At 73.6% G+C, this 17,589-nt stretch carries 19 protein-coding genes; 8 read left to right on the top strand and 11 right to left on the bottom strand.

Annotated elements, in window-relative coordinates; all coding sequences use genetic code 11:
- Position 1 precedes the first annotated feature (1 nt).
- Both J4G33_RS03710 and J4G33_RS03705 read right to left on the bottom strand, forming a co-directional pair.
- The gene (locus J4G33_RS03710; RefSeq protein WP_208054512.1) at positions 2 to 565 is read right to left on the bottom strand and encodes an Rv3235 family protein; all 564 of its coding nucleotides are present in this window, start codon (positions 563 to 565) and stop codon (positions 2 to 4) included.
- A gap of 60 nt (positions 566 to 625) precedes the next feature.
- Complete coding sequence (locus J4G33_RS03705; RefSeq protein WP_208054511.1) at positions 626 to 1,513, bottom strand: LysM peptidoglycan-binding domain-containing protein; 888 nt, start codon at positions 1,511 to 1,513, stop codon at positions 626 to 628.
- Positions 1,514 to 1,660: 147 nt separating this feature from the next.
- On the opposite strand from J4G33_RS03705, the gene J4G33_RS03700 reads away from it, so the two are divergent.
- Complete coding sequence (locus J4G33_RS03700; RefSeq protein WP_208054510.1) at positions 1,661 to 2,191, top strand: hypothetical protein; 531 nt, start codon at positions 1,661 to 1,663, stop codon at positions 2,189 to 2,191.
- On the opposite strand, the gene J4G33_RS03695 is transcribed toward J4G33_RS03700, so the two are convergent.
- Positions 2,168 to 2,416: a helix-turn-helix domain-containing protein gene (locus J4G33_RS03695; RefSeq protein WP_208054509.1), complete on the bottom strand. Its 249-nt coding sequence runs from the start codon at positions 2,414 to 2,416 to the stop codon at positions 2,168 to 2,170. The genes J4G33_RS03700 and J4G33_RS03695 overlap by 24 nt on opposite strands.
- Positions 2,417 to 2,578: 162 nt before the next feature.
- Here J4G33_RS03695 and J4G33_RS03690 point away from each other — a divergent pair, with 162 nt between their 5' ends.
- The 3 genes from J4G33_RS03690 to J4G33_RS03680 are packed head-to-tail and all read left to right on the top strand — an operon-like array spanning position 2,579 to position 5,149.
- Positions 2,579 to 3,259, top strand: coding sequence for a hypothetical protein (locus J4G33_RS03690; protein WP_208054508.1), 681 nt, complete (start codon positions 2,579 to 2,581; stop codon positions 3,257 to 3,259).
- The gene (locus tag J4G33_RS03685; RefSeq protein ID WP_208054507.1) at positions 3,256 to 4,680 is read left to right on the top strand and encodes a CpaE/TadZ family protein; all 1,425 of its coding nucleotides are present in this window, start codon (positions 3,256 to 3,258) and stop codon (positions 4,678 to 4,680) included. Before J4G33_RS03690 ends, J4G33_RS03685 begins: the two co-directional genes overlap by 4 nt.
- A gap of 4 nt (positions 4,681 to 4,684) precedes the next feature.
- Positions 4,685 to 5,149, top strand: coding sequence for a DUF6912 family protein (locus J4G33_RS03680; RefSeq protein WP_208054506.1), 465 nt, complete (start codon positions 4,685 to 4,687; stop codon positions 5,147 to 5,149).
- A 13-nt stretch (positions 5,150 to 5,162) separates the two neighbouring features.
- Here J4G33_RS03680 and hisN read toward each other — a convergent pair whose 3' ends face one another.
- Genes hisN through J4G33_RS03660 form a run of 4 tightly spaced genes read right to left on the bottom strand, consistent with a single transcriptional unit; the run spans position 5,163 to position 8,957 of the window.
- Complete coding sequence (gene hisN / locus J4G33_RS03675) at positions 5,163 to 5,966, bottom strand: histidinol-phosphatase (protein ID WP_208054505.1); 804 nt, start codon at positions 5,964 to 5,966, stop codon at positions 5,163 to 5,165.
- A 42-nt stretch (positions 5,967 to 6,008) separates the two neighbouring features.
- Positions 6,009 to 7,055 (bottom strand): ribosome small subunit-dependent GTPase A, encoded by a 1,047-nt coding sequence (rsgA, locus tag J4G33_RS03670; protein ID WP_208054504.1) that lies wholly within the window; start codon positions 7,053 to 7,055, stop codon positions 6,009 to 6,011.
- Positions 7,052 to 8,374 carry a 3-phosphoshikimate 1-carboxyvinyltransferase gene (gene aroA, locus J4G33_RS03665; protein ID WP_208054503.1) on the bottom strand — a complete coding sequence of 441 codons (1,323 nt, stop codon included), beginning with the start codon at positions 8,372 to 8,374 and terminating at the stop codon, positions 7,052 to 7,054. The genes rsgA and aroA overlap by 4 nt, the downstream gene beginning before the upstream one ends.
- Before the next feature lie 43 nt (positions 8,375 to 8,417).
- Positions 8,418 to 8,957, bottom strand: coding sequence for a DoxX family protein (locus J4G33_RS03660; protein WP_208054502.1), 540 nt, complete (start codon positions 8,955 to 8,957; stop codon positions 8,418 to 8,420).
- 128 nt (positions 8,958 to 9,085) lie between these two features.
- Between J4G33_RS03660 and J4G33_RS03655 the strand changes: the two genes are divergently transcribed.
- Together J4G33_RS03655 and rsrA are read left to right on the top strand one after the other, a co-directional pair.
- Positions 9,086 to 9,805 carry a sigma-70 family RNA polymerase sigma factor gene (locus J4G33_RS03655; protein ID WP_372434947.1) on the top strand — a complete coding sequence of 240 codons (720 nt, stop codon included), beginning with the start codon at positions 9,086 to 9,088 and terminating at the stop codon, positions 9,803 to 9,805.
- Positions 9,802 to 10,092 (top strand): mycothiol system anti-sigma-R factor, encoded by a 291-nt coding sequence (gene rsrA, locus J4G33_RS03650; RefSeq protein WP_208054500.1) that lies wholly within the window; start codon positions 9,802 to 9,804, stop codon positions 10,090 to 10,092. Before J4G33_RS03655 ends, rsrA begins: the two co-directional genes overlap by 4 nt.
- Positions 10,093 to 10,216: 124 nt before the next feature.
- Here the strand turns inward: rsrA and J4G33_RS17915 are convergent, their stop codons facing one another.
- Positions 10,217 to 10,291: a 50S ribosomal protein bL37 gene (locus J4G33_RS17915; RefSeq protein ID WP_156968370.1), complete on the bottom strand. Its 75-nt coding sequence runs from the start codon at positions 10,289 to 10,291 to the stop codon at positions 10,217 to 10,219.
- Positions 10,292 to 10,408: 117 nt separating this feature from the next.
- Between J4G33_RS17915 and J4G33_RS03645 the strand changes: the two genes are divergently transcribed.
- Positions 10,409 to 11,497: a type IV pilus twitching motility protein PilT gene (locus J4G33_RS03645; protein ID WP_208054499.1), complete on the top strand. Its 1,089-nt coding sequence runs from the start codon at positions 10,409 to 10,411 to the stop codon at positions 11,495 to 11,497.
- A gap of 60 nt (positions 11,498 to 11,557) precedes the next feature.
- On the opposite strand, the gene J4G33_RS03640 is transcribed toward J4G33_RS03645, so the two are convergent.
- Both J4G33_RS03640 and J4G33_RS03635 read right to left on the bottom strand, forming a co-directional pair.
- A complete protein-coding gene (locus J4G33_RS03640) occupies positions 11,558 to 12,166 on the bottom strand; it encodes a GDSL-type esterase/lipase family protein (protein WP_208054498.1) in 609 nt (202 codons plus the stop codon).
- Between the two features lie 115 nt (positions 12,167 to 12,281).
- Entirely contained in the window at positions 12,282 to 12,440 is a 159-nt protein-coding gene (locus tag J4G33_RS03635; RefSeq protein WP_208054497.1) for a hypothetical protein, read from the bottom strand.
- A gap of 93 nt (positions 12,441 to 12,533) precedes the next feature.
- Here J4G33_RS03635 and J4G33_RS03630 point away from each other — a divergent pair, with 93 nt between their 5' ends.
- On the top strand, positions 12,534 to 13,550 hold the full coding sequence (locus J4G33_RS03630; RefSeq protein ID WP_208054496.1) for a GlxA family transcriptional regulator: 1,017 nt from the start codon (positions 12,534 to 12,536) through the stop codon (positions 13,548 to 13,550).
- Positions 13,551 to 13,562: 12 nt separating this feature from the next.
- Here J4G33_RS03630 and J4G33_RS03625 read toward each other — a convergent pair whose 3' ends face one another.
- Positions 13,563 to 17,423: a multifunctional oxoglutarate decarboxylase/oxoglutarate dehydrogenase thiamine pyrophosphate-binding subunit/dihydrolipoyllysine-residue succinyltransferase subunit gene (locus J4G33_RS03625; protein ID WP_243758380.1), complete on the bottom strand. Its 3,861-nt coding sequence runs from the start codon at positions 17,421 to 17,423 to the stop codon at positions 13,563 to 13,565.
- Positions 17,424 to 17,589: the final 166 nt, after the last annotated feature.

Genomic DNA, 17,589 nt, shown 5'->3' with positions numbered 1-17,589 from the left:
ATCAGCCGATCTCGAGGACCGTCGCCCGCCAGTGCCCGCGGTGGACCTCGAGGCGCAGCGCCCCCGCACGCACCCGGACGCCGTCGTGGATGACGACGCTCGCCTCGGCGACGGTCGGTGAGACGCGGCACAGGTGCGAGCGCAGCACGGTGGCCCGACGCACGGCCCCCGGACGCGGACCGCAGTCCCGCAGCCGGGCCCCCAGCGCCTCGTAGACCTGGGGGGTGACCCAGCGCACCAGCTGCGTCAACGGCCGGCCGCCGACGAGCGCCTCGACCGCGGCGAGCACGACAGGTCCGCACACGGTCGCAGGGTCGGGCAGCGAGGGGCCCGCCGGGCCCGGTCGGCGCAGGGCGTGAGCCCAGGCCTGCTCGGTCACGGCCGAGTGGACGGGGCGCAGCCCGGGCAGGGAGAGCTGGGGAGCGGGCAGGGCGCTCGCCGTCGGCTCGCGCCGGGGCGGAAGGAGGAGGCGCGGCGCGCGGCGTGGTGGTCCGGACCGGCGGGTCTTGTCGAGTCCCGGTGCTGCGGTGCGCGGGGCCGGTCGGCGCAGGGTGGCGGTGCTCATGGTGGTCCTCCGGGGTCGGGCCTGATGGGTGTCGTGTGCTGCGGGTGGCGTCGAGCCGGGTCAGCGGGTGGTGTCGGGGGTGGGTGAGGTCGCGTCGTCGGCGCCCGGTCCCGTGGTGGGGACCGCGAGCACCTGTCCCGCGCGGATCAGGTGCGGGTCGGCGCCGATCACCTCGCGGTTCTCCTCGTGCCAGGCTGGCCACGCCTGCGCGACCTGCTCGGCGGTCGCCCCGGGACCGAGGTGGGCCTGGGCGATGTCCCAGAGCGTGTCGCCCCGGGCGACGGTCACGTTCGCCGCCTCGGCGCTGCCCGGAGCCGCCGTCTGCGCCTCCGCCGTGACCGAGACCGCCCCCTGCGCGGGTTCGGCGAGCGAGACCGTCGCGGCGTCTGCGTGGGAGGCGCGGGCGAGGGCGTCCGGGCCGAGAGCCTCGGGGACAGCCTCGGGGCCGTGGGCCGAGTGCGGCTGCTCGAGCGCCGCCCTCTCTCCGGAGCCCTCGACCGTCTCGTCGCCCTCGGCGGTGAGGGTGGCCTGGCTCGCGGTGGGTTCCCACCCGAGGTCCACCTCCTGCGCCGTCGCGGCGCCGACCCCGGCGCCCAGGCTCAGCCCCGTGCCGACGGTGACCGCGAGGGCGCGGCGCAGGACGGCGGGGGTGAGGTGTGAGGCCGTGGCCTCGAGCCACCGCGACGTCCGGGCCGCCGACCGGGTGAGCGCCGCCGCGAGGAGCAGCGCGCAGCCGAGACCGAGCACGGCCACGGCGACGAGCCCGACCGCGATCGCTGCTGCCGCGACCCAGGCGTCGGGGCCCGCGCCGGGGGCCGAGGCCCTGGCCACGGCGTCGACAGCAGCACCCGCCAGGGTCAGGGCGGCCAGGCCGAGGGAGCCGGTCGCGGCCCCCGCCCGGAGCGCGCCGGGGCGTCGACCCGGGTGCGGGCTGGTGCTCGAGGTCATGATGCTCCTTCGTGCCCCTGGGACGCTTGTGATGACGTTTGATCGCGTTTGGTGCTCTCTGATGTCGAGAGACTCTGTCTGACGACTGATGTCCGTGTCCAGTCCCGTTGCCGACATGTGGATACGGCGCTGCCCTACGGTGGTGCGATGCGTTGGGAGTCGTTGTTCGCCGACATGGAGGCGCAGCTCGCGGCCGCCGATGCGCAGGACCGGGCTGACGAGGTCGCCGAGCTGACGCGGGCCGAGCGGGCCACCGTGTCCCTGGCCGACCGCCTGCGAGGCAGCCGCGGCGAGGAGCTCACGGTCACGCTGCGGTCAGGCCTGCTGCTCACCGGACGGGTCGAGGACGTGGGACCGGCGTGGGTGCACCTGCTGGCCTCGGGTCGTGAGCACCTCGTGCCGATGGGAGCCGTGGTCGGGCTGAGCGGTCTTGGTGGCGCGGCGGCTTCCCAGGACGGCGTGCTGCGTCGGCTGGGCCTCGGCCATGCCGTGCGGGCGGTGGCCCGCGACCGGAGCCTGGTCCGGGTCCGCACGGTGGCGGGGGAGCACCTCGGCCGGGTCGACGTGGTGGGGGCGGACCACCTCGACGTGGCCCTCGCCTACGAGGACTCGGGACGGCCGACCGGGCGCAGCCAGGTGCTGGCCTTCGGCGGCCTAGACCTGATCAGCAGTCTCTGAGGTCGAGGGGCTCTCGTCGATCTGGCCGGCATCGATCCGCGAGCGGGCCTGCGCGTACATCCGCTGGATGTACGCCTCGAGCTCGGTGGACTCGACGCGCCACTGGCCGCGGCCGCCGATCTGGATGGCAGGAAGCTCCCCGGTGCGCACCAGGGCGTAGGCCTGCGCCGCCGAGATGTTCAGGATCTCGGTCACGTCGGCCAGGGTGAGGAATCGCGCTGCCATGCCCCGAAGTCTCCCACGCAGGTCCTCCTCGGACGCGTCGTCCACAGGGTCGCGCAGGGCGGCTCGTGGCCCGGGGTGCAGAACGGGCATGATGTGCGCAGACCAGCACAGACCGACACGGCGTGTCACCCCCGGTGGGTGACGCCCCGGGGAGCAGGGGCCATGCAGACGACGAGCGTGCACGCACCGGAGCCTGTCGGCTCCGGTCACGCCGGAGGGGCGCCGCTCCCCAGTGCGGTCAGGCTGCGCAGGCCCGGCTGGCGGGACCCGCGCCTCCTCGTCGGGCTCGTCCTCGTGGCCCTGTCGGTCGCCCTCGGCTCGTGGCTCGTGGCCACGGCGGGCCGCACGGTTCCGGTCCTCGTCGCCCGCGACGCCCTCGTCCCCGGGAGCACGGTCCAGACCGAGGATCTCGACGTGCGTCAGGTGCGGCTCCCGGAGGACGGTGCGCTGTACCTGGCCCCAGGCGACGAGCTGCCGTCGGGGCTCACGGTGGTGCGAACCGTCGGGGCCGGGGAGCTCGTGCCGTGGACGGCGTTGTCCACCGACGTCGACCTGGGGCTTCGACCCCTCGCGGTCCGGCCTGCCCGCGCCGTCTCGGAGCAGGTCGCGGTCGGCAGCGTGGTCGAGCTGTGGCACGTCCCGGAGGACGGGGCCCCGCAGCGCGTCGCGGACTCGCTGACGGTCGCCGAGCTGAGCGTGGACACGGGCGCGTTCACGGTCGAGCAGGGCCCGACGGTGCACGTCCTCGTCCCCGTGGACGACCTTCCGCTGGTGCTCGGTGCCCTCGCGGCCGAGGGGGCCGTCGAGCTCGTCCACGTCCCCGGCGTGGCCGGACGCCCATGAGCGCGGGGGTCCTCTGCGCGGTGCGCGGCGCGACGGAGACCGCGGTGGTCCGTGAGCTCGCTCGCCCGGACGGTCGGACGGAGGTCACGCGCCGCTGCGCCGACCTGGCCGAGCTGCTCGCAGCGGCGGCCGCAGGACTGGGGCGCGTCGCCGTGGTCTCGACGGATCTCCCCGGCCTGGACCGGGAGTCGGTCCGGCATCTGCACGGCTCGGGCGCCTGGGTCGTGCTCGTCCCTGAGCCACGGGGCGGCGGAGCCCTGGAGCCAGGGGGCCTGGGAGCGGACGCCGTGACCGGTGCGGGAGGGGAGGGGGTGGGTGGTCTCGTGGTCGCCCTCCTCGACGAGGCCGACCGAACCGGGCGCCGTCCTGGCAGCCGGGGGGCCGAGCCCGCGTCGAGGGCTCTGGGCACGGACCGGTCCTCGAGCGCAGGACGCGAGCACCCCCTCGCCGTCAGCGACGCCGCGGGGAACGGTCGGGTGACCACCCCGGTCGACACCGTGCGGCGCGCAGACCTCGACCGGGGCGCCGTGAGTGACGGGCAGGCGTCCCCCGAGGAGGGTGCGAGGGAGCCGCAGCAGGTGCCCGTCCTCGCCGTCCGTGGCGGGCTGGTCGCCGTCTGGGGCCCCACGGGCGCTCCAGGCCGCAGCACCACGGCCCTCGGGATCGCGAGCGAGCTCGCCTCAGGACTCGAGCCCGGGCAGGTCCTCCTCGTGGACGCAGACACCTACGGCGGGACGCTCGCGCAGCGGCTCGGCCTCCTCGACGAGTCGCCCGGCCTCGCCGCTGCCGCACGGCTGGCCGCGACAGGGCGGCTGGACGCGCACGGGCTCGGCGCCCTGAGCCCGGTCCTCGAGGGCGGGCCTCGGGTCCTGACGGGCCTGGGCAGGGCCGACCGCTGGCCCGAGCTCCCGAGCTCGAGCCTCGAGGTGGTGTGGCAGGTGGCTCGTGAGCTGGCCCGGTGGACCGTGGTCGACGTGGGGTTCAGCCTCGAGCAGGACGAGGCCCTCAGCTACGACACCCGTGCACCACGGCGCAACGCCGCGACCCTGTCCGCCCTGGCCGAGGCCGACGTCGTCGTCGCGGTGGGCACGGGGGACCCGATCGGGCTGCAGCGGCTGGTGCGGGGCCTCGCGGACCTGGCCGAGCTCGGGGTTCCCGAGCAGGCACGGGTGGTCGTGGTGAACCGGCTGCGCGCCTCGGCCAGCGGCCCCCAGCCCGCTGACGCGGTGCGCGGAGCCCTGAGGCGCTACGCCGGGGTCGCCGAGGTGCATCTCCTCCCGGAGGACACCGCGGTCTGCGACGGAGCCCTGCTCGCCGCGCAGACCCTCGTCGAGCACGCCCCCACCTCGACGGTGCGGCGAGCGATGGCCGACCTCGCCCGCGTGGTGCTCGCCCGGCACGCCCCCGCCGGGGCACACTGAGCGCGTGCGCATCTACCTGCCCTCGACCGTGACCGAGCTGCGCGCCGCGACGCTCGAGCCCCGACTGGTCCACGCGGTGACCCCGGGCCTGCGGGCCGCCCTGCCCGACGAGGACGACGAAGGCCTCGAGTACGCCGCCCAGCTCCTCGCCGCCGACGACAGCCTCGACCTGCTCGCCGAGGACGCGGCCGCACCGCGCCGCCGCCTGGTCGTCGCGGCAGACGTCCCCGAGTCCGATGTCGAGGCCGTCCCGGCAGGCGAGGAGCACGCCCCCAGCCTCGTCCGGCTGACCGCCCCCGTGGCCTGGGAGGCCGTGGCCTGCGCCCACGTCGACGAGGTGGCGGCCGGGCCTGAGGTCGAGGCCGCGCTCGCGGAGGACGAGTCGGCCCTCGACCGTCTCGCGGAGCGTGACCTGCTCTGGTACGACGTGAGCGAGCTGGCCGGCCTCGCCGGTCCGTCCCCGCGGTAGCCGGTCGGCGCTGCTAGCCCTCGCCGAAGGGGTCGATCAGGGCGAGGACCTGGTCGTGCAGACGCCCGTTGGTCACCAGGGCCGAACCGCTGAAGGGACCCGGCACGCCCGTGATCGAGGTGAACCGGCCCCCGGCCTCCGTGACGACGGGTACCAGCGCGGCCATGTCGTGCAGGGCCAGCTCGGGCTCGGCAGCGATGTCCACAGCCCCCTCGGCGACCAGCATGTAGGACCAGAAGTCCCCGTACCCGCGGGTCCGCCACACGCTGCGCGTGAGGTCGAGGAAGCCCTCGAGCCGCCCGTCCTCCTCCCAGCCGCTCAGGCTCGAGTAGGACAGGGACGCGTCCTCGAGCCGGCTCACCTGCGAGACCTGCAGGCGGGTCGCGGCGGCGAGCGAGCGCCCCGACCACGCCCCGGAGCCCGAGGCCGCCCACCAGCGTCGCCCGAGGGCGGGGGCGCTCACCACGCCCAGGACCGGCTGCCCCTCGTCGATCAGGGCGATGAGCGTGGCCCAGACCGGGACCCCGCGCACGAAGTTCTTGGTGCCGTCGATCGGGTCGACCACCCACTGGCGCGGGCCGTGCCCCGTGTCCGGCAGCTCCTCACCCAGCACCGCGTCCCGAGGGCGGGTCCGGCCGAGCTGCGAGCGCACGATCTCCTCGGCCCTGCGGTCGGCGTCGGTGACGGGGGTCGTGTCGGGCTTGGTGTCGACCTGCAGGTCCTGCGCCCGGAAGCGGGACATGGTCATCGAGTCGACCTGGTCGGCGATGACGTGGGCGAGCCGAAGGTCGTCGTCGTAGCCGGAGCGCAAGGACATGGCTGCACCGTATCGTCCGGTCACCGCGCGTGGCGGCGACGGTCAGGGGGTGTCGGCCCCGTTCCGCGCGGTCAGCAGGCGACGCATCGAGTCCACGCGGGCCTCGCGGGCCGCCGTCGTCGTGGGGTCCTCACCCTGGAGGACCCAGGCGTCGAGGGCGCAGTCCGGGGCGTCGGCGGCGTGGGTGCACCCGCGGGGGCACTCCCGGGTGGCCACCTCGGCGAGGTCCCCGAAGGCGGCGAGCAGGCTGTCGACCTGCACGTGCGCCAGACCGAAGGACCGGACCCCGGGCGTGTCGATGACCCAGCCGTCGTGCGCGGGCAGCCGCAGGGCCACCGCCGAGGAGGAGGTGTGCCGTCCACGGCCCGTGACGAGGTTGACCACCCCTGTGGCGCGGTCGGCGCGCGGGACGAGGGCGTTGACGAGGGTCGACTTCCCGACCCCGGAGTGGCCCACCAGCACCGAGGTGCGGCCGACCAGGTGGGAGCGGACCTCGTCGAGGCCGAGCACCGCGCCGGCCCCCTCGGTCCGCGAGGTCACGACCACCTCGACACCGATGGGCTGGTACATCGCGACGAGCTCGGCCGGGTCGGCGAGGTCGGCCTTGGTCAGGCACAGCAGGGCCGACATGCCGGCGTCGTAGGCGGCCACCACGCAGCGGTCGATCATCCGGGTGCGGGGCTCGGGGTCGGCCAGGGCCGTCACGATGACGAGCTGGTCGGCGTTCGCGACGATCACCCGCTCGACCGGGTCGGTGTCGTCGGCCGTGCGTCGCAGCAGGGTCCGGCGCTCGGTCAGCCGCACGATGCGGGCGAGGGAACCCGGGCGTCCCGTCGTGTCGCCGACCACCTCGACGCGGTCCCCGCAGACCAGCCGCTCGCGCCCCAGCTCGCGGGCCTTCATCGCGACGACCACCTGTTCCTGCGGCGTCTCAGGGAGCACGAGCAGGGTGTAGCGGCCCCGGTCGACCTGGGTGATCAGGGCGGGCTGGGCCTCGGCGTGCTCGGGACGTTGCTTGGTCCGTGGCCGGGAGCCGCGGGGGTTGGGGCGGCTCCGGACGTCGCTCTCGTCGTACCGTCGTCGGGTCATCGCGGTCCGGGCGTCGCGTCGCCGAGCATCGCGGTCCACATCCCGACGAAGTCGGGGAGCGTCTTGGCGGTTGTGCCGACGTCGACCACCTCGACACCGGGGACCTTGAGGCCGATGAGGGCCGCAGCGGTCGCCATGCGATGGTCGTGGTAGGTCTCGACGCGGGCACCGTGCAGCAGGCGGGGCGTGATGACGAGCCCGTCGGTCGTCTGCTCGGCCTGGCCACCCAGGCGGGTGATCTCGGTCGCGAGGGCAGCCAGCCGGTCGGTCTCGTGGCCGCGGATGTGGGCGATGCCGCGCAGTCGTGTGGGGGAGTCGGCCAGGACGGCCAGGGCCGCGATGGTCGGGGCGATCTCGCCCGCCTCGTGGAGGTCCACGTCGATGCCCCTGACCTCACCGGTGCCGGTCATGGTGAGCACGCCGTCCTCGAGGCGCGCCGTCCCACCCATCGCGGTGAGGAGCTCGGGCAGCAGACCGCCGGGCTGGGTGGTGTGCGTCGGCCAGCCCGGGACGCTGACGGAGCCGCCCAGCACCAGGGCCGCGCACAGGAAGGGGGCGGCGTTGGAGAGGTCGGGCTCGACGCGCACGTCGCGGGCCGCGATCGGCCCGGGGGACACCTGCCAGATGTACGGGCGGCTGTCGTCGACCTCGACGCCGGCCGCGCGCAGCACCGCGACCGTCATCTCGATGTGCGGCACGCTCGGCAGCGTCGGGCCCGTGTGCCGCAGGAGGAGGCCCTGGTCGAACCGTGCCCCGGCCAGCAGCAGCCCGGAGACGAACTGGGAGGAGACGCTCGCATCGACGTCCACCTGCCCGCCCCGCACCCGGCCCGGGCCGGTGACCGTGAAGGGCAGGGTGCCCCGGCCACCGTCGTCGACGCGGGCGCCCAGCGCGCGCACGGCGTCCAGCACCGGCCCCATGGGCCTGACCCGTGCGGTCGGCCCACCGTCGAAGCGGACAGGCCGCCGTGTCAGGGCTGCCACGGCGGGGAGGAAGCGCATGACGGTCCCGGCCAGGCCGCAGTCGACCTCGACGGGCTCGTCGCCGGGCCGGAGGTCGGCGTCGGCCGGCATCGGCTCGACGGTCCAGTCGCTCCCGTCCTGGACCACGCGGGCGCCGAGGCTCTCGAGGGCCCGGGCCATGTGCAGCGTGTCCCGGGAGGCGAGAGCCCCGCGCAGCACCCCTCGGTGCTCGGCGAGGGCCGCGAGCACCAGGTAGCGGTTGGTCAGGGACTTCGAGCCCGGCACCTCCACCACCGCGTCGAGCGGGCCGCTCCCCGTCGGGGCCGGCCAGGGGGAGTCGAGGTGGGTCGCGGTCATGCCCCGAGGCTACCGAGGTGGCGGCCGCCGACGTGGCCGGTGATCAGGAGATGGCCTTGCGGGCGTCCTTCATGCTCGAGGCGACGGCCTTGCGGGCGTCGTGGGCCGCGTGGTCCACCCGGGCGTGCTGGACGCGCCAGGTCAGACCCGGGCGCCCCTCGGTGTCGATCGCTGCGATCAGGGCGCCGCCCACCATCGACAGGTTCCGGACGAAGCGCTCGCGGAGCACCCGGCGCTGGAGGTTCTCGCCGGGCCCGTCACCGTGGCCCGCCTTGGGTGAGGTGAAGGGCTGGTTGACCGCGGCGGCCGGCAGGGTCAGCACCGCGAGGGTCAGGGCGGCGAGACGGGGGGCCTTGCCCAGGGCCAGCATGGCGCCCGCGAGGGTCATCGCCGCGCCGTGCGCCCGCACGAAGGTCCGCAGACGCGCCGTCGGGGGAGCGGGGGGCAGGTCCGTGCGCTTCTCGAGCCGCTGCCAGGCGGCCTCGGTGCGGTCGACGTGGGCCTGCGGGCGGCGTACCGCGTCGAGGCCCTCGGCGACGAACACCGCCGCGAACAGTGGGCGGGCGATCCGACGGACGAGCATCGGTGAACTCCTTGTGTCGCGGGTCACGGCGGTCTTCATCGCACGCTAACGCCTCCGTGCCCCGCAGGCACCCTGGCGCGGACGGAGCGGTCGGGAATGTCTGCACGGCCCGGGTGCGTTCTTCTCCCATGACTTCGCTCGTCGTGACCTCGCACCCCCCTGCGCGGTGGCCGGTGGTCGGCTACCCCGACCTCGCCGCCCACGGACGGCTAGGCTCACCCCTGATGAGCTCCGAGACCCACCGGGCCCCCGACGCGGAGGACGCCGCCGCACGCACGGCCCGGTTCGAGAACGAGGCACTGGTCTACGTCGACCAGCTGTACTCGGCCGCCCTGCGCATGACGCGCAACCCGACGGACGCCGAGGACCTCGTCCAGGAGACCTTCGCCAAGGCGTTCGCCGCCTTCCACCAGTACCGGCCGGGCACCAACCTCAAGGCCTGGCTCTACCGGATCCTGACGAACACCTTCATCAACACGTACCGCAAGAAGCAGCGCGAGCCGCTCCAGTCGGGGGCCGAGGACGTCGAGGACTGGCAGATCGCCCGAGCGGCCTCGCACACCTCGACGGGGCTGCGCTCGGCCGAGACCGAGGCCCTGGACAACCTCCCCGACAGCGACGTCAAGGAGGCCCTCCAGGCCATCGGTGAGGACTTCCGCCTCGCGGTCTACCTCGCCGACGTCGAGGGGTTCGCGTACAAGGAGATCGCCGAGATCATGGGCACGCCGATCGGCACCGTGATGTCCCGTCTGCACCGCGGCAGGCGCCAGCTGCGCGAGCTGCTGACGGACTACGCCCGCGAGCGGGGCATGGTCCCGAGCGCCTCGTCCGAGGGGAGCTCGTCATGAGCCAGAGCGAGCACCGTAGCCCCGAGGGTGAGCGCGGTCCGGTCGACTGCTCCGAGGCGCTGTCCCGGCTGTTCGACTTCCTCGACGCCGAGATCGACGAGGTCGAGGGAGACCGGATCCGTCAGCACCTCGCCGACTGCGAGCCCTGCCTGAGCGAGTACGACGTCGAGGACCACCTCAAGAAGCTCGTGCGCAGGTCCTGCCACGAGGCGGCCCCGGTCGAGCTCCACCTGCGGATCCGGCAGCAGCTGACCGTCCTGCGCATCCAGGTCGACGAACGCGGCTGACGTGCCGGAGCCGGTCTGGGCTCCCCGGGAGGCCACGCCGGTCCGCGCACGGGACGGACGTCCCCGGAGACGACAGGAGCGGTGGACCCCCGAGGGATCCACCGCTCCGGCCCGACGCCGTCTCTCAGGCGTTGGGACGCTTGCCGTGGTTGGCGGCGCTGCCCTTGCGGGAGCGACGCTTGCGACCGCGCTTGCTCATGGGTGACTCCTTCAGACAGACCGATCGGCCGATCAGCAGCACCCATGGTCCCACACCGGCGGCGCGGGTTCGTCCTCGGGGCTCAAGTCCGCACCCCCTCCGCCCGATCATCACAGGGTGAGCGATGCACCCCAGTCCGTGATCCCCCTCCTGCACGCCCTGGCCAGCAGCGGCGGCTCGGACCTGCACTGCAAGGTCGGCTCGGCGCCGCGGCTGCGGGTCGACGGGAGGTTGCGACGCCTCCAGGTCCCCGACCTGGAGGCCGAGGACACCCACTACATGGTCGCGCAGGTGCTGCCCGCCCAGCTGGTCGAGGAGTTCGAGCGCACCCACGAGGCGGACTTCGCGTACTCGCTGGAGGGGGTCGGGCGGTTCCGTGTGAACGCGTACCAGGCCCGGGGGACCCAGGGGCTGGTCTTCCGCCGGGTGGCCGTCGGCGCGACCTCCCTCGAGGACCTCGGGCTGCCCGAGGTCGTCGGCGAGCTCGCCCTCGAGCCGCGCGGCCTCGTGCTGGTCACGGGCCCCACCGGCTCGGGCAAGACGACGACCCTCGCGTCGATGGTCGACCTGGTCAACACCTACCGCGAGGTGAACATCGTCACCATCGAGGACCCGATCGAGATCCTGCACCACGACAAGAAGGCGATCGTCTCCCAGCGCGAGGTGCGCCACGACACCGCCGACTTCACGGTCGCGCTGCGCGCCGCCATGCGTCAGGACCCCGACGTGATCCTGGTCGGGGAGATGCGTGACATCGAGACGGTGCGCGCGGCCCTCTCGGCGGCCGAGACAGGCCACCTCGTGATGTCCACCCTGCACACGATCGACGCTCAGGAGACGATCAACCGCATCGTCGACTTCTTCCCGCCGCACGAGCAGAAGCAGGTCCGCAGCGCCCTCGCCCAGGCCCTGCGTGGCGTCGTCTCCCAGCGGCTGGTCCGCAAGGCCGACGGGTCGGGGCGTGCCGCGGTGATCGAGGTCCTGGTGAACACCGGCCGTACGGCCGAGGCGATCGTCGACCCGTACAACGCCCCGCCGCTGCGGGACCTCATCGCCGAGGGCGAGTACTACAAGATGCAGACCTTCGACCAGCACCTCTTCACGCTCATCGGGGACGGGGTCGTCACCTACGAGGAGGCCTGCACCGTGGCGAGCAACCCGCAGGACCTCACCGTCGAGCTGCGGGCCGCGGGGATCGTGCACTGACCTGCGTCGGCGCGTGCACCCAGTGCTGGCGCCACGGCGCCGTCCGACGGCGAGCAGGTGTCAGGCGGCGTCCTCGGGCAGGCCGAGGGCGTGGTGCCAGCCGCTGTGCAGCACGAGCCAGGCCATGAGGCCGTAGCCTGCCTGCCCGGGCGTGGCCCCGTCCCCGGCCGCGAGGTCGGCGAGCCACTGCTCGTGCTGGGCCAGAGGGGCGTAGGTCTCGACGTAGGGCACCCGCCTGCGCCGGGTGACGTCGGCGAAGGCCGCGGAGAGCTCGGCCTGTCGCTCAGGCTCCTCGTGAGCGGTGGGCGGCGGCCCGACGACGAAGGTCGACAGGCGACGCTGGTCAGCGACGTCGAGGATGTTGGCGAGGTTGAGCCGGCTCCGTGCGAGGGAGATCCCTGCCGCCAGGTCGGCCCGTCCCAGGGCCACGACGAGGTGGTTGCCGCCCTCGGGCGGGGTGGGGCCGAGCCGCAGCGTGGTCTCGGACTCCCAGCGAGCGCTCAGGGCCGTCGTCGTCTCCCCGGGCACCGCGAGGGTCATGATGAGGGGGAGGGGGTCGGCCGGGGTGCGGGCGGCGACGCGACCGACCCAGCCGAGGCCCTTGGGGTCGCCCGTCCCTGCCACGAGCTCGTCGCCGATCACGCAGATGCGCAGCGCGCGGTCACCCACCAGTCCTCCTCGGTCGTCCGGTGGGGACAGTCTCGCCGACCGGGGGGCCGCAGGGCCCGCCGACGCGCGGGCCGCGCCGTCCTGGCCCCGGGACGCGATGCGGTGGGGACGCCGCTCAGGGCCACGAGGTCGGGGGTGGGCCGTCCCACGGCAGGTGAGAGCGCGGCGGGGGGCGGAGGCCGTACCCGTCGTGGTGGACCGCCCGCACGACGGCGGCGACCACCCCGAGGAGCAGGAGGGCGAGCAGGGCGACGAGGACGAGAGAAAGGAGCATGGCAGAAAGTCTCCGCACCACGGAATCCCGCCACGAGTGGCAGGAACGACAGCAACCGTCGACATGCCGCCACTGGGGTGCGAGACTCGTCGCATGCTCCGCACCGTCGCCGCCCTCGTCCTTCCCGGCCTCGCGCCGTTCGAGCTGGGAGTGGTCTGCGAGATCTTCGGCATCGACCGCAGCGACACGGGCGGACCATCCTTCGAGCTCACCCTGTGCACACCGACCCCTGGCGTCGTGCCCACCAAGGTGGGGATGGAGCTGGTCGTTCACGCGGGTCTCGAGGCCACCGAGACCGCCGACCTGGTGGCCGTCCCGGCCTACGGTGCGGACGTCGAGCTCGGCGAGCCCGTCCTCGAGGCCCTGCGCGCCGCTCACGCGCGTGGGGCCTGGATCCTGAGCGTGTGCAGCGGCGCGTTCGCCCTGGCGCGGGCGGGCCTGCTCGACGGCCGCCGCTGCACCACCCACTGGATGTACTCCGACGAGCTCGCCGCGCAGTACCCCGAGGTCGAGGTCGACCCGTCGGTGCTGTACGTCCACGACGGCACGATCATCACGAGCGCAGGGACGGCAGCAGGGATCGACGCGGGCCTCTACCTCGTGCGGCACGAGCTCGGCGCGGCGGCCGCCGCCGTCGTGGCGCGACGCATGGTCGTCCCGCCGCACCGCGACGGTGGTCAGGCCCAGTACATCGAGAACCCGCTGCCCTGCGAGGGAGGGGAGCTGACCCCTGTGCTCGACTGGGTCGTGGCGCACCTGGACGAGGAGATCACCGTCCCGCGGCTCGCGCGCATGGCCCAGATGTCCGAGCGGACCTTCGCGCGCCGCTTCCGCGCCCAGACCGGTACCACCCCGGCGGACTGGACCTCGCGTCAGCGCGTCCTGCGTGCCCAGGAGCTGCTCGAGCAGACCGGACTCCCGGTCGAGGAGATCGCCCGACGCACCGGGTTCGGTGCTGCGGCAGCCCTGCGGCACCACTTCGCCCGGACCCTCGGGACGAGCCCGCAGGCCTATCGGCGGACCTTCACGCCCCGTGCGCCGGACCAGGCGGTCCCGGCAGGGTCCAGCTCGCTCGCCGTCGGGCGACGGACTGCTGCCGCCGCCCGCTGACGCGCCGAGCCCTCACCGGGCGAAGGCCTCCTCGACGATGCTCTTCTGCTCGGCCGCGTGGATCTTGCTCGACCCTGCAGCCGGAGACGCGGAGGCGGCCCGCGAGACGCGACGGAGCTCGCGTCCGAGAGCCTCGGGCAGGTGCTGCGCCACGAAGGTCCAGCCTCCCTGGTTGGCGGGCTCCTCCTGGACCCAGACCAGCTCGGCCTCGCCGTGCGGCGCGAGGGCCTGGGCGAGGTCCTCGGCCTCGAGCGGGTAGAGCTGCTCGACACGCACGATCGCCGTCCGGTCGTCGCCCACCTTGGTGCGGTGCGCCAGGAGGTCGTAGTAGACCTTGCCCGAGCACAGCAGCACCCGGTCGGCCGAGGCCGGGTCGGGCAGGTACGGGTCCGGCAGGACCGGCTCGAAGGTGCCCGAGGTGAACTCCTCGACCGGCGAGGCGGCAGCCTTGAGCCGCAGCATCGACTTGGGCGTCGCGACCACCAGCGGACGACGCGGTCGGTCGTAGGCCTGTCGTCGCAGCAGGTGGAAGTACGAGGCGGGGGTGCTCGGCGCCGCGACGGTCATGTTCTCCTCGGCGCACAGCTGCAGGAAGCGCTCGATCCGGGCCGAGGAGTGGTCGGGGCCCTGCCCCTCGAAGCCGTGCGGCAGCAGGAGGACCACCGAGGAACGCTGGCCCCACTTCTGCTCAGCCGAGGAGACGAACTCGTCGATGATCGTCTGCGCACCGTTGACGAAGTCACCGAACTGGGCCTCCCAGAGCACCAGGGCGTCGGGGCGCTCGACCGAGTACCCGTACTCGAAGCCCATCGCCGCGAACTCCGAGAGCGAGGAGTCGTACACCCAGAACTTCGCCTGGTCGCTCGAGAGGTAGAGCAGAGGGGTCCACTCGGACCCGGACTCGCGGTCGTGGAGAACCGCGTGACGCTGCACGAAGGTGCCGCGACGCGAGTCCTGGCCGGCGAGGCGCACCGGGGTGCCCTCGAGCAGCAGCGAACCGAAGGCGAGGAGCTCGCCGAAGCCCCAGTCGATGCCACCTTCGCGGGACATCTGCTCGCGCTTGGTGAGCAGCTGGCTGAGCTTGGGGTGCACGGTGAAGCCTGACGGCGGGCGGACGTGCGCCCGCCCGATGCGGTGCAGCACCTCGGGGTCGACGGCGGTCTTCCATCCGACCATGATCCCGGCGTCCTCGAGCTGGGACTCGGGCTTCTCGAGCCCGGCGATCGGCTCGCTCGACGGGGGCGGGGTGTACCCGCCGTCCCGCGTCTCGGTGAAGACCTGCTCGAGCCTGCTCTGGTAGTCCTGCAGCACCTGCGAGGCCTCGTCGACGGTGATGTCCCCGCGGCTGACGAGGGCCTCGGTGTAGAGCTTGCGCGCCGAGCGCTTGCCCTCGATGAGGTTGTACATCAGCGGCTGGGTCATCGAGGGGTCGTCCCCCTCGTTGTGCCCGCGGCGCCGGTAGCAGATCAGGTCGATGATGACGTCGCGGTCGAACTGCTCGCGGTACTCGAAGGCGAGCTCGGCGACCCGGACGCAGGCCTCGGGGTCGTCACCGTTGACGTGGAAGATCGGCACCTGGAGCCCCTTGGCCACGTCGGTGCAGTAGTGCGTCGAGCGGGACGAGGAAGGGCCGGTGGTGAAGCCCACCTGGTTGTTGACGATCACGTGGACGGTGCCGCCGGTGCGGTAGCCACGGAGCTGGGCGAGGTTGAGGGTCTCGACGACCACGCCCTGGCCCGCGAAGGCCGCGTCGCCGTGGATGAGGATCGGCAGGACCGAGAAGCCGTCGCCGCCCAGGTCGATCCGGTCCTGCTTGGCGCGGACGATGCCCTCGAGCACGGGGTCGACGGCCTCGAGGTGCGAGGGGTTGGCCGCGAGGTACACCGCCGTGGTGGCCCCCGACTCAGCCGTGAAGGTGCCCTCGGTGCCGAGGTGGTACTTGACGTCCCCGGAGCCCTGGACGCTCCGCGGGTCCTGGTTGCCCTCGAACTCGGCGAAGATCTGCGCGTAGCTCTTGCCCGCGAGGTTGGCGAGCACGTTGAGCCGTCCGCGGTGGGACATGCCGATGCAGACCTCGTCGAGGCCACCCTCGGCAGCCTTGGACAGCACGGCGTCGAGGAGCGGGATGAGCGACTCGCCACCCTCGAGGGAGAAGCGCTTCTGCCCGACGAACTTGGTCTGCAGGAAGGTCTCGAAGGCCTCGGCCGCGTTGAGGCGGCGCAGGATCCGCAGCTGGTCCTCGCGTGGGGTCCGGGCGTACCCCGACTCGAGCCGCTCCTGGAGCCACCGGCGCTGGCGCGGGTCCTGCAGGTGCATGTACTCGAAGCCGATGGTCCGGCAGTAGGAGTCCCGGAGCAGCCCGAGGATCTCGCGCAGCTTGGCCTTGGGCTTCCCCGTGAACCCGGCCGTGGGGAACACGCGGTCGAGGTCCCACAGCGTCAGGCCGTGGTTCTGGATGTCGAGGTCGGGGTGGGTCCGCTGCCGGTAGGCCAGCGGGTCCGTCTCGGCCATGAGGTGGCCGCGCGAGCGGTAGGAGTGGATGAGCTCGGCGATCCGCGCGGGCTTGGCCTGCTCGGTGTCGGCGTCGACGGTGTTGTCCCGGACCCAGCGCACGGGCTCGTAGGGGATCCGCATCGCCGTGAACGCGCGGTCGTAGAACCCGCCCTCGCCGAGCAGCTTCGCGCTCACCAGGCGCAGGAAGTCTCCGGACTGCGCGCCCTGGATGATCCGGTGGTCGTAGGTCGAGGTCAGCGTCAGGACCTTCGAGATGCCGAGACGGGCCAGCTGCTCGTCGGAGGCGCCCTGGAACTCGGCGGGGTAGTCCATCGCGCCGACACCGATGATGGTCCCCTGGCCGGCCATGAGCCGAGGCACCGAGTGGACCGTGCCGATCGTCCCCGGGTTGGTCAGGGTGATCGTGGTGCCGGCGAAGTCGTCGGCCGTCAGCTTGCCGTTGCGGGCGCGTCGGACCACGTCCTCGTACGCGGCGACGAACTGGCCGAAGTCCATCGTGTCGGCGCTCTTGATGCTCGGCACGAGCAGCTGGCGAGAGCCGTCGGGCTTGGCCAGGTCGATGGCGAGGCCGAAGTTGACCGCACCGGGCTGGACCACGGCAGGCTTGCCGTCCTGGAGGGTGTAGCCCGCGTTCATGGCCGGGATCTCGGCCAGGGCCTCGACCACGGCGTAACCGATGAGGTGGGTGAACGAGACCTTGCCGCCCCGGGTGCGCGCCAGGTGGTTGTTCATGACGATGCGGTTGTCGACCATGAGCTTGGCCGGGACCGCGCGGACGGAGGTCGCGGTCGGGACCTCGAGGCTCGCCTCCATGTTGGTCACGACGCGGGCCGCCGGGCCGCGCAGGCGCTGCACGGCCGGCTCAGGACGCTCATCGGTCTCGAGGATCGCCTGGGGGACCTCGGCGTACGGGGCGGTCGCGGGCTGGGCAGAGGCCACCGGCGGGGCGACCGAGGTGTCAGGGTCTCGCGGGGTCCGCGGGGTGGCCTGCGCGGGGGAGCGGCGTGCCTGGGCGTCGGGGGCCGGCCGCTCCTGGGGCGAGGTGGGAGCGCTGCCGGGGCTTCCCTGCTCGGACCCGGTCGGGACGGCCGTGCCTGAGGCCTGCTCCGAGGAAGCGGACGGGCGCTCTGCCGACGTCGAGGTGGCCGTGGCGCTGCTGGGGGCCTCGGCCCGCGGGGCGGTCTCCCGGGGCGCGGAGGCTGCCTGCTCGCCCTCGGCGGCCCCTGCTGCGGGACGGGGGCGCGGGGAGCCGTTCGTCGCGCTGCCCTCTCCCGGGCGGTAGTCCTCGAAGAACTCCCACCAGGCGGGGTCGACCGCGTGCTTGTCGGCCAGGTACTGCTCGTACAGCTCGTCCACCATCCACTGGTTCGCACCGAACTGCGTAGCAGCGTCTGGATCGGCCTTCTGGGACACTCCGGGTTCGCCCACTTCCACCACGGGACCTTCGGCCGTTGCGTCGTCGCACGGCCCTGCTCTTGGCACCAACCCTAGGCCACGTCGGCCCGTGTGACGCGCTCGGCGCGGC

The sequence above is a fragment of the Actinotalea soli genome (assembly GCF_017565425.1).
GTDB classification, from domain to species: domain Bacteria; phylum Actinomycetota; class Actinomycetes; order Actinomycetales; family Cellulomonadaceae; genus Actinotalea; species Actinotalea soli.
The sequence above is the reverse complement of the archived record's forward strand: the minus strand, read 5'-3'. Positions and strand labels throughout refer to the sequence as shown.

What these genes read in the sequence shown, in the direction of transcription:
- J4G33_RS03710 (WP_208054512.1), bottom strand. Translation starts at nt 565, where the DNA reads ATGAGCACCGCCACCCTGCGCCGACCGGCCCCGCGCACCGCAGCACCG.
- J4G33_RS03705 (WP_208054511.1), bottom strand. Translation starts at nt 1,513, where the DNA reads ATGACCTCGAGCACCAGCCCGCACCCGGGTCGACGCCCCGGCGCGCTC.
- J4G33_RS03700 (WP_208054510.1), top strand. Translation starts at nt 1,661, where the DNA reads ATGCGTTGGGAGTCGTTGTTCGCCGACATGGAGGCGCAGCTCGCGGCC.
- J4G33_RS03695 (WP_208054509.1), bottom strand. Translation starts at nt 2,416, where the DNA reads ATGGCAGCGCGATTCCTCACCCTGGCCGACGTGACCGAGATCCTGAAC.
- J4G33_RS03690 (WP_208054508.1), top strand. Translation starts at nt 2,579, where the DNA reads ATGCAGACGACGAGCGTGCACGCACCGGAGCCTGTCGGCTCCGGTCAC.
- J4G33_RS03685 (WP_208054507.1), top strand. Translation starts at nt 3,256, where the DNA reads ATGAGCGCGGGGGTCCTCTGCGCGGTGCGCGGCGCGACGGAGACCGCG.
- hisN (WP_208054505.1), bottom strand. Translation starts at nt 5,966, where the DNA reads ATGTCCTTGCGCTCCGGCTACGACGACGACCTTCGGCTCGCCCACGTC.
- rsgA (WP_208054504.1), bottom strand. Translation starts at nt 7,055, where the DNA reads ATGACCCGACGACGGTACGACGAGAGCGACGTCCGGAGCCGCCCCAAC.
- aroA (WP_208054503.1), bottom strand. Translation starts at nt 8,374, where the DNA reads ATGACCGCGACCCACCTCGACTCCCCCTGGCCGGCCCCGACGGGGAGC.
- J4G33_RS03660 (WP_208054502.1), bottom strand. Translation starts at nt 8,957, where the DNA reads ATGCTCGTCCGTCGGATCGCCCGCCCACTGTTCGCGGCGGTGTTCGTC.
- J4G33_RS03655 (WP_372434947.1), top strand. Translation starts at nt 9,086, where the DNA reads ATGACTTCGCTCGTCGTGACCTCGCACCCCCCTGCGCGGTGGCCGGTG.
- rsrA (WP_208054500.1), top strand. Translation starts at nt 9,802, where the DNA reads ATGAGCCAGAGCGAGCACCGTAGCCCCGAGGGTGAGCGCGGTCCGGTC.
- J4G33_RS03635 (WP_208054497.1), bottom strand. Translation starts at nt 12,440, where the DNA reads ATGCTCCTTTCTCTCGTCCTCGTCGCCCTGCTCGCCCTCCTGCTCCTC.
- J4G33_RS03630 (WP_208054496.1), top strand. Translation starts at nt 12,534, where the DNA reads ATGCTCCGCACCGTCGCCGCCCTCGTCCTTCCCGGCCTCGCGCCGTTC.
- J4G33_RS03625 (WP_243758380.1), bottom strand. Translation starts at nt 17,423, where the DNA reads ATGGTGGACGAGCTGTACGAGCAGTACCTGGCCGACAAGCACGCGGTC.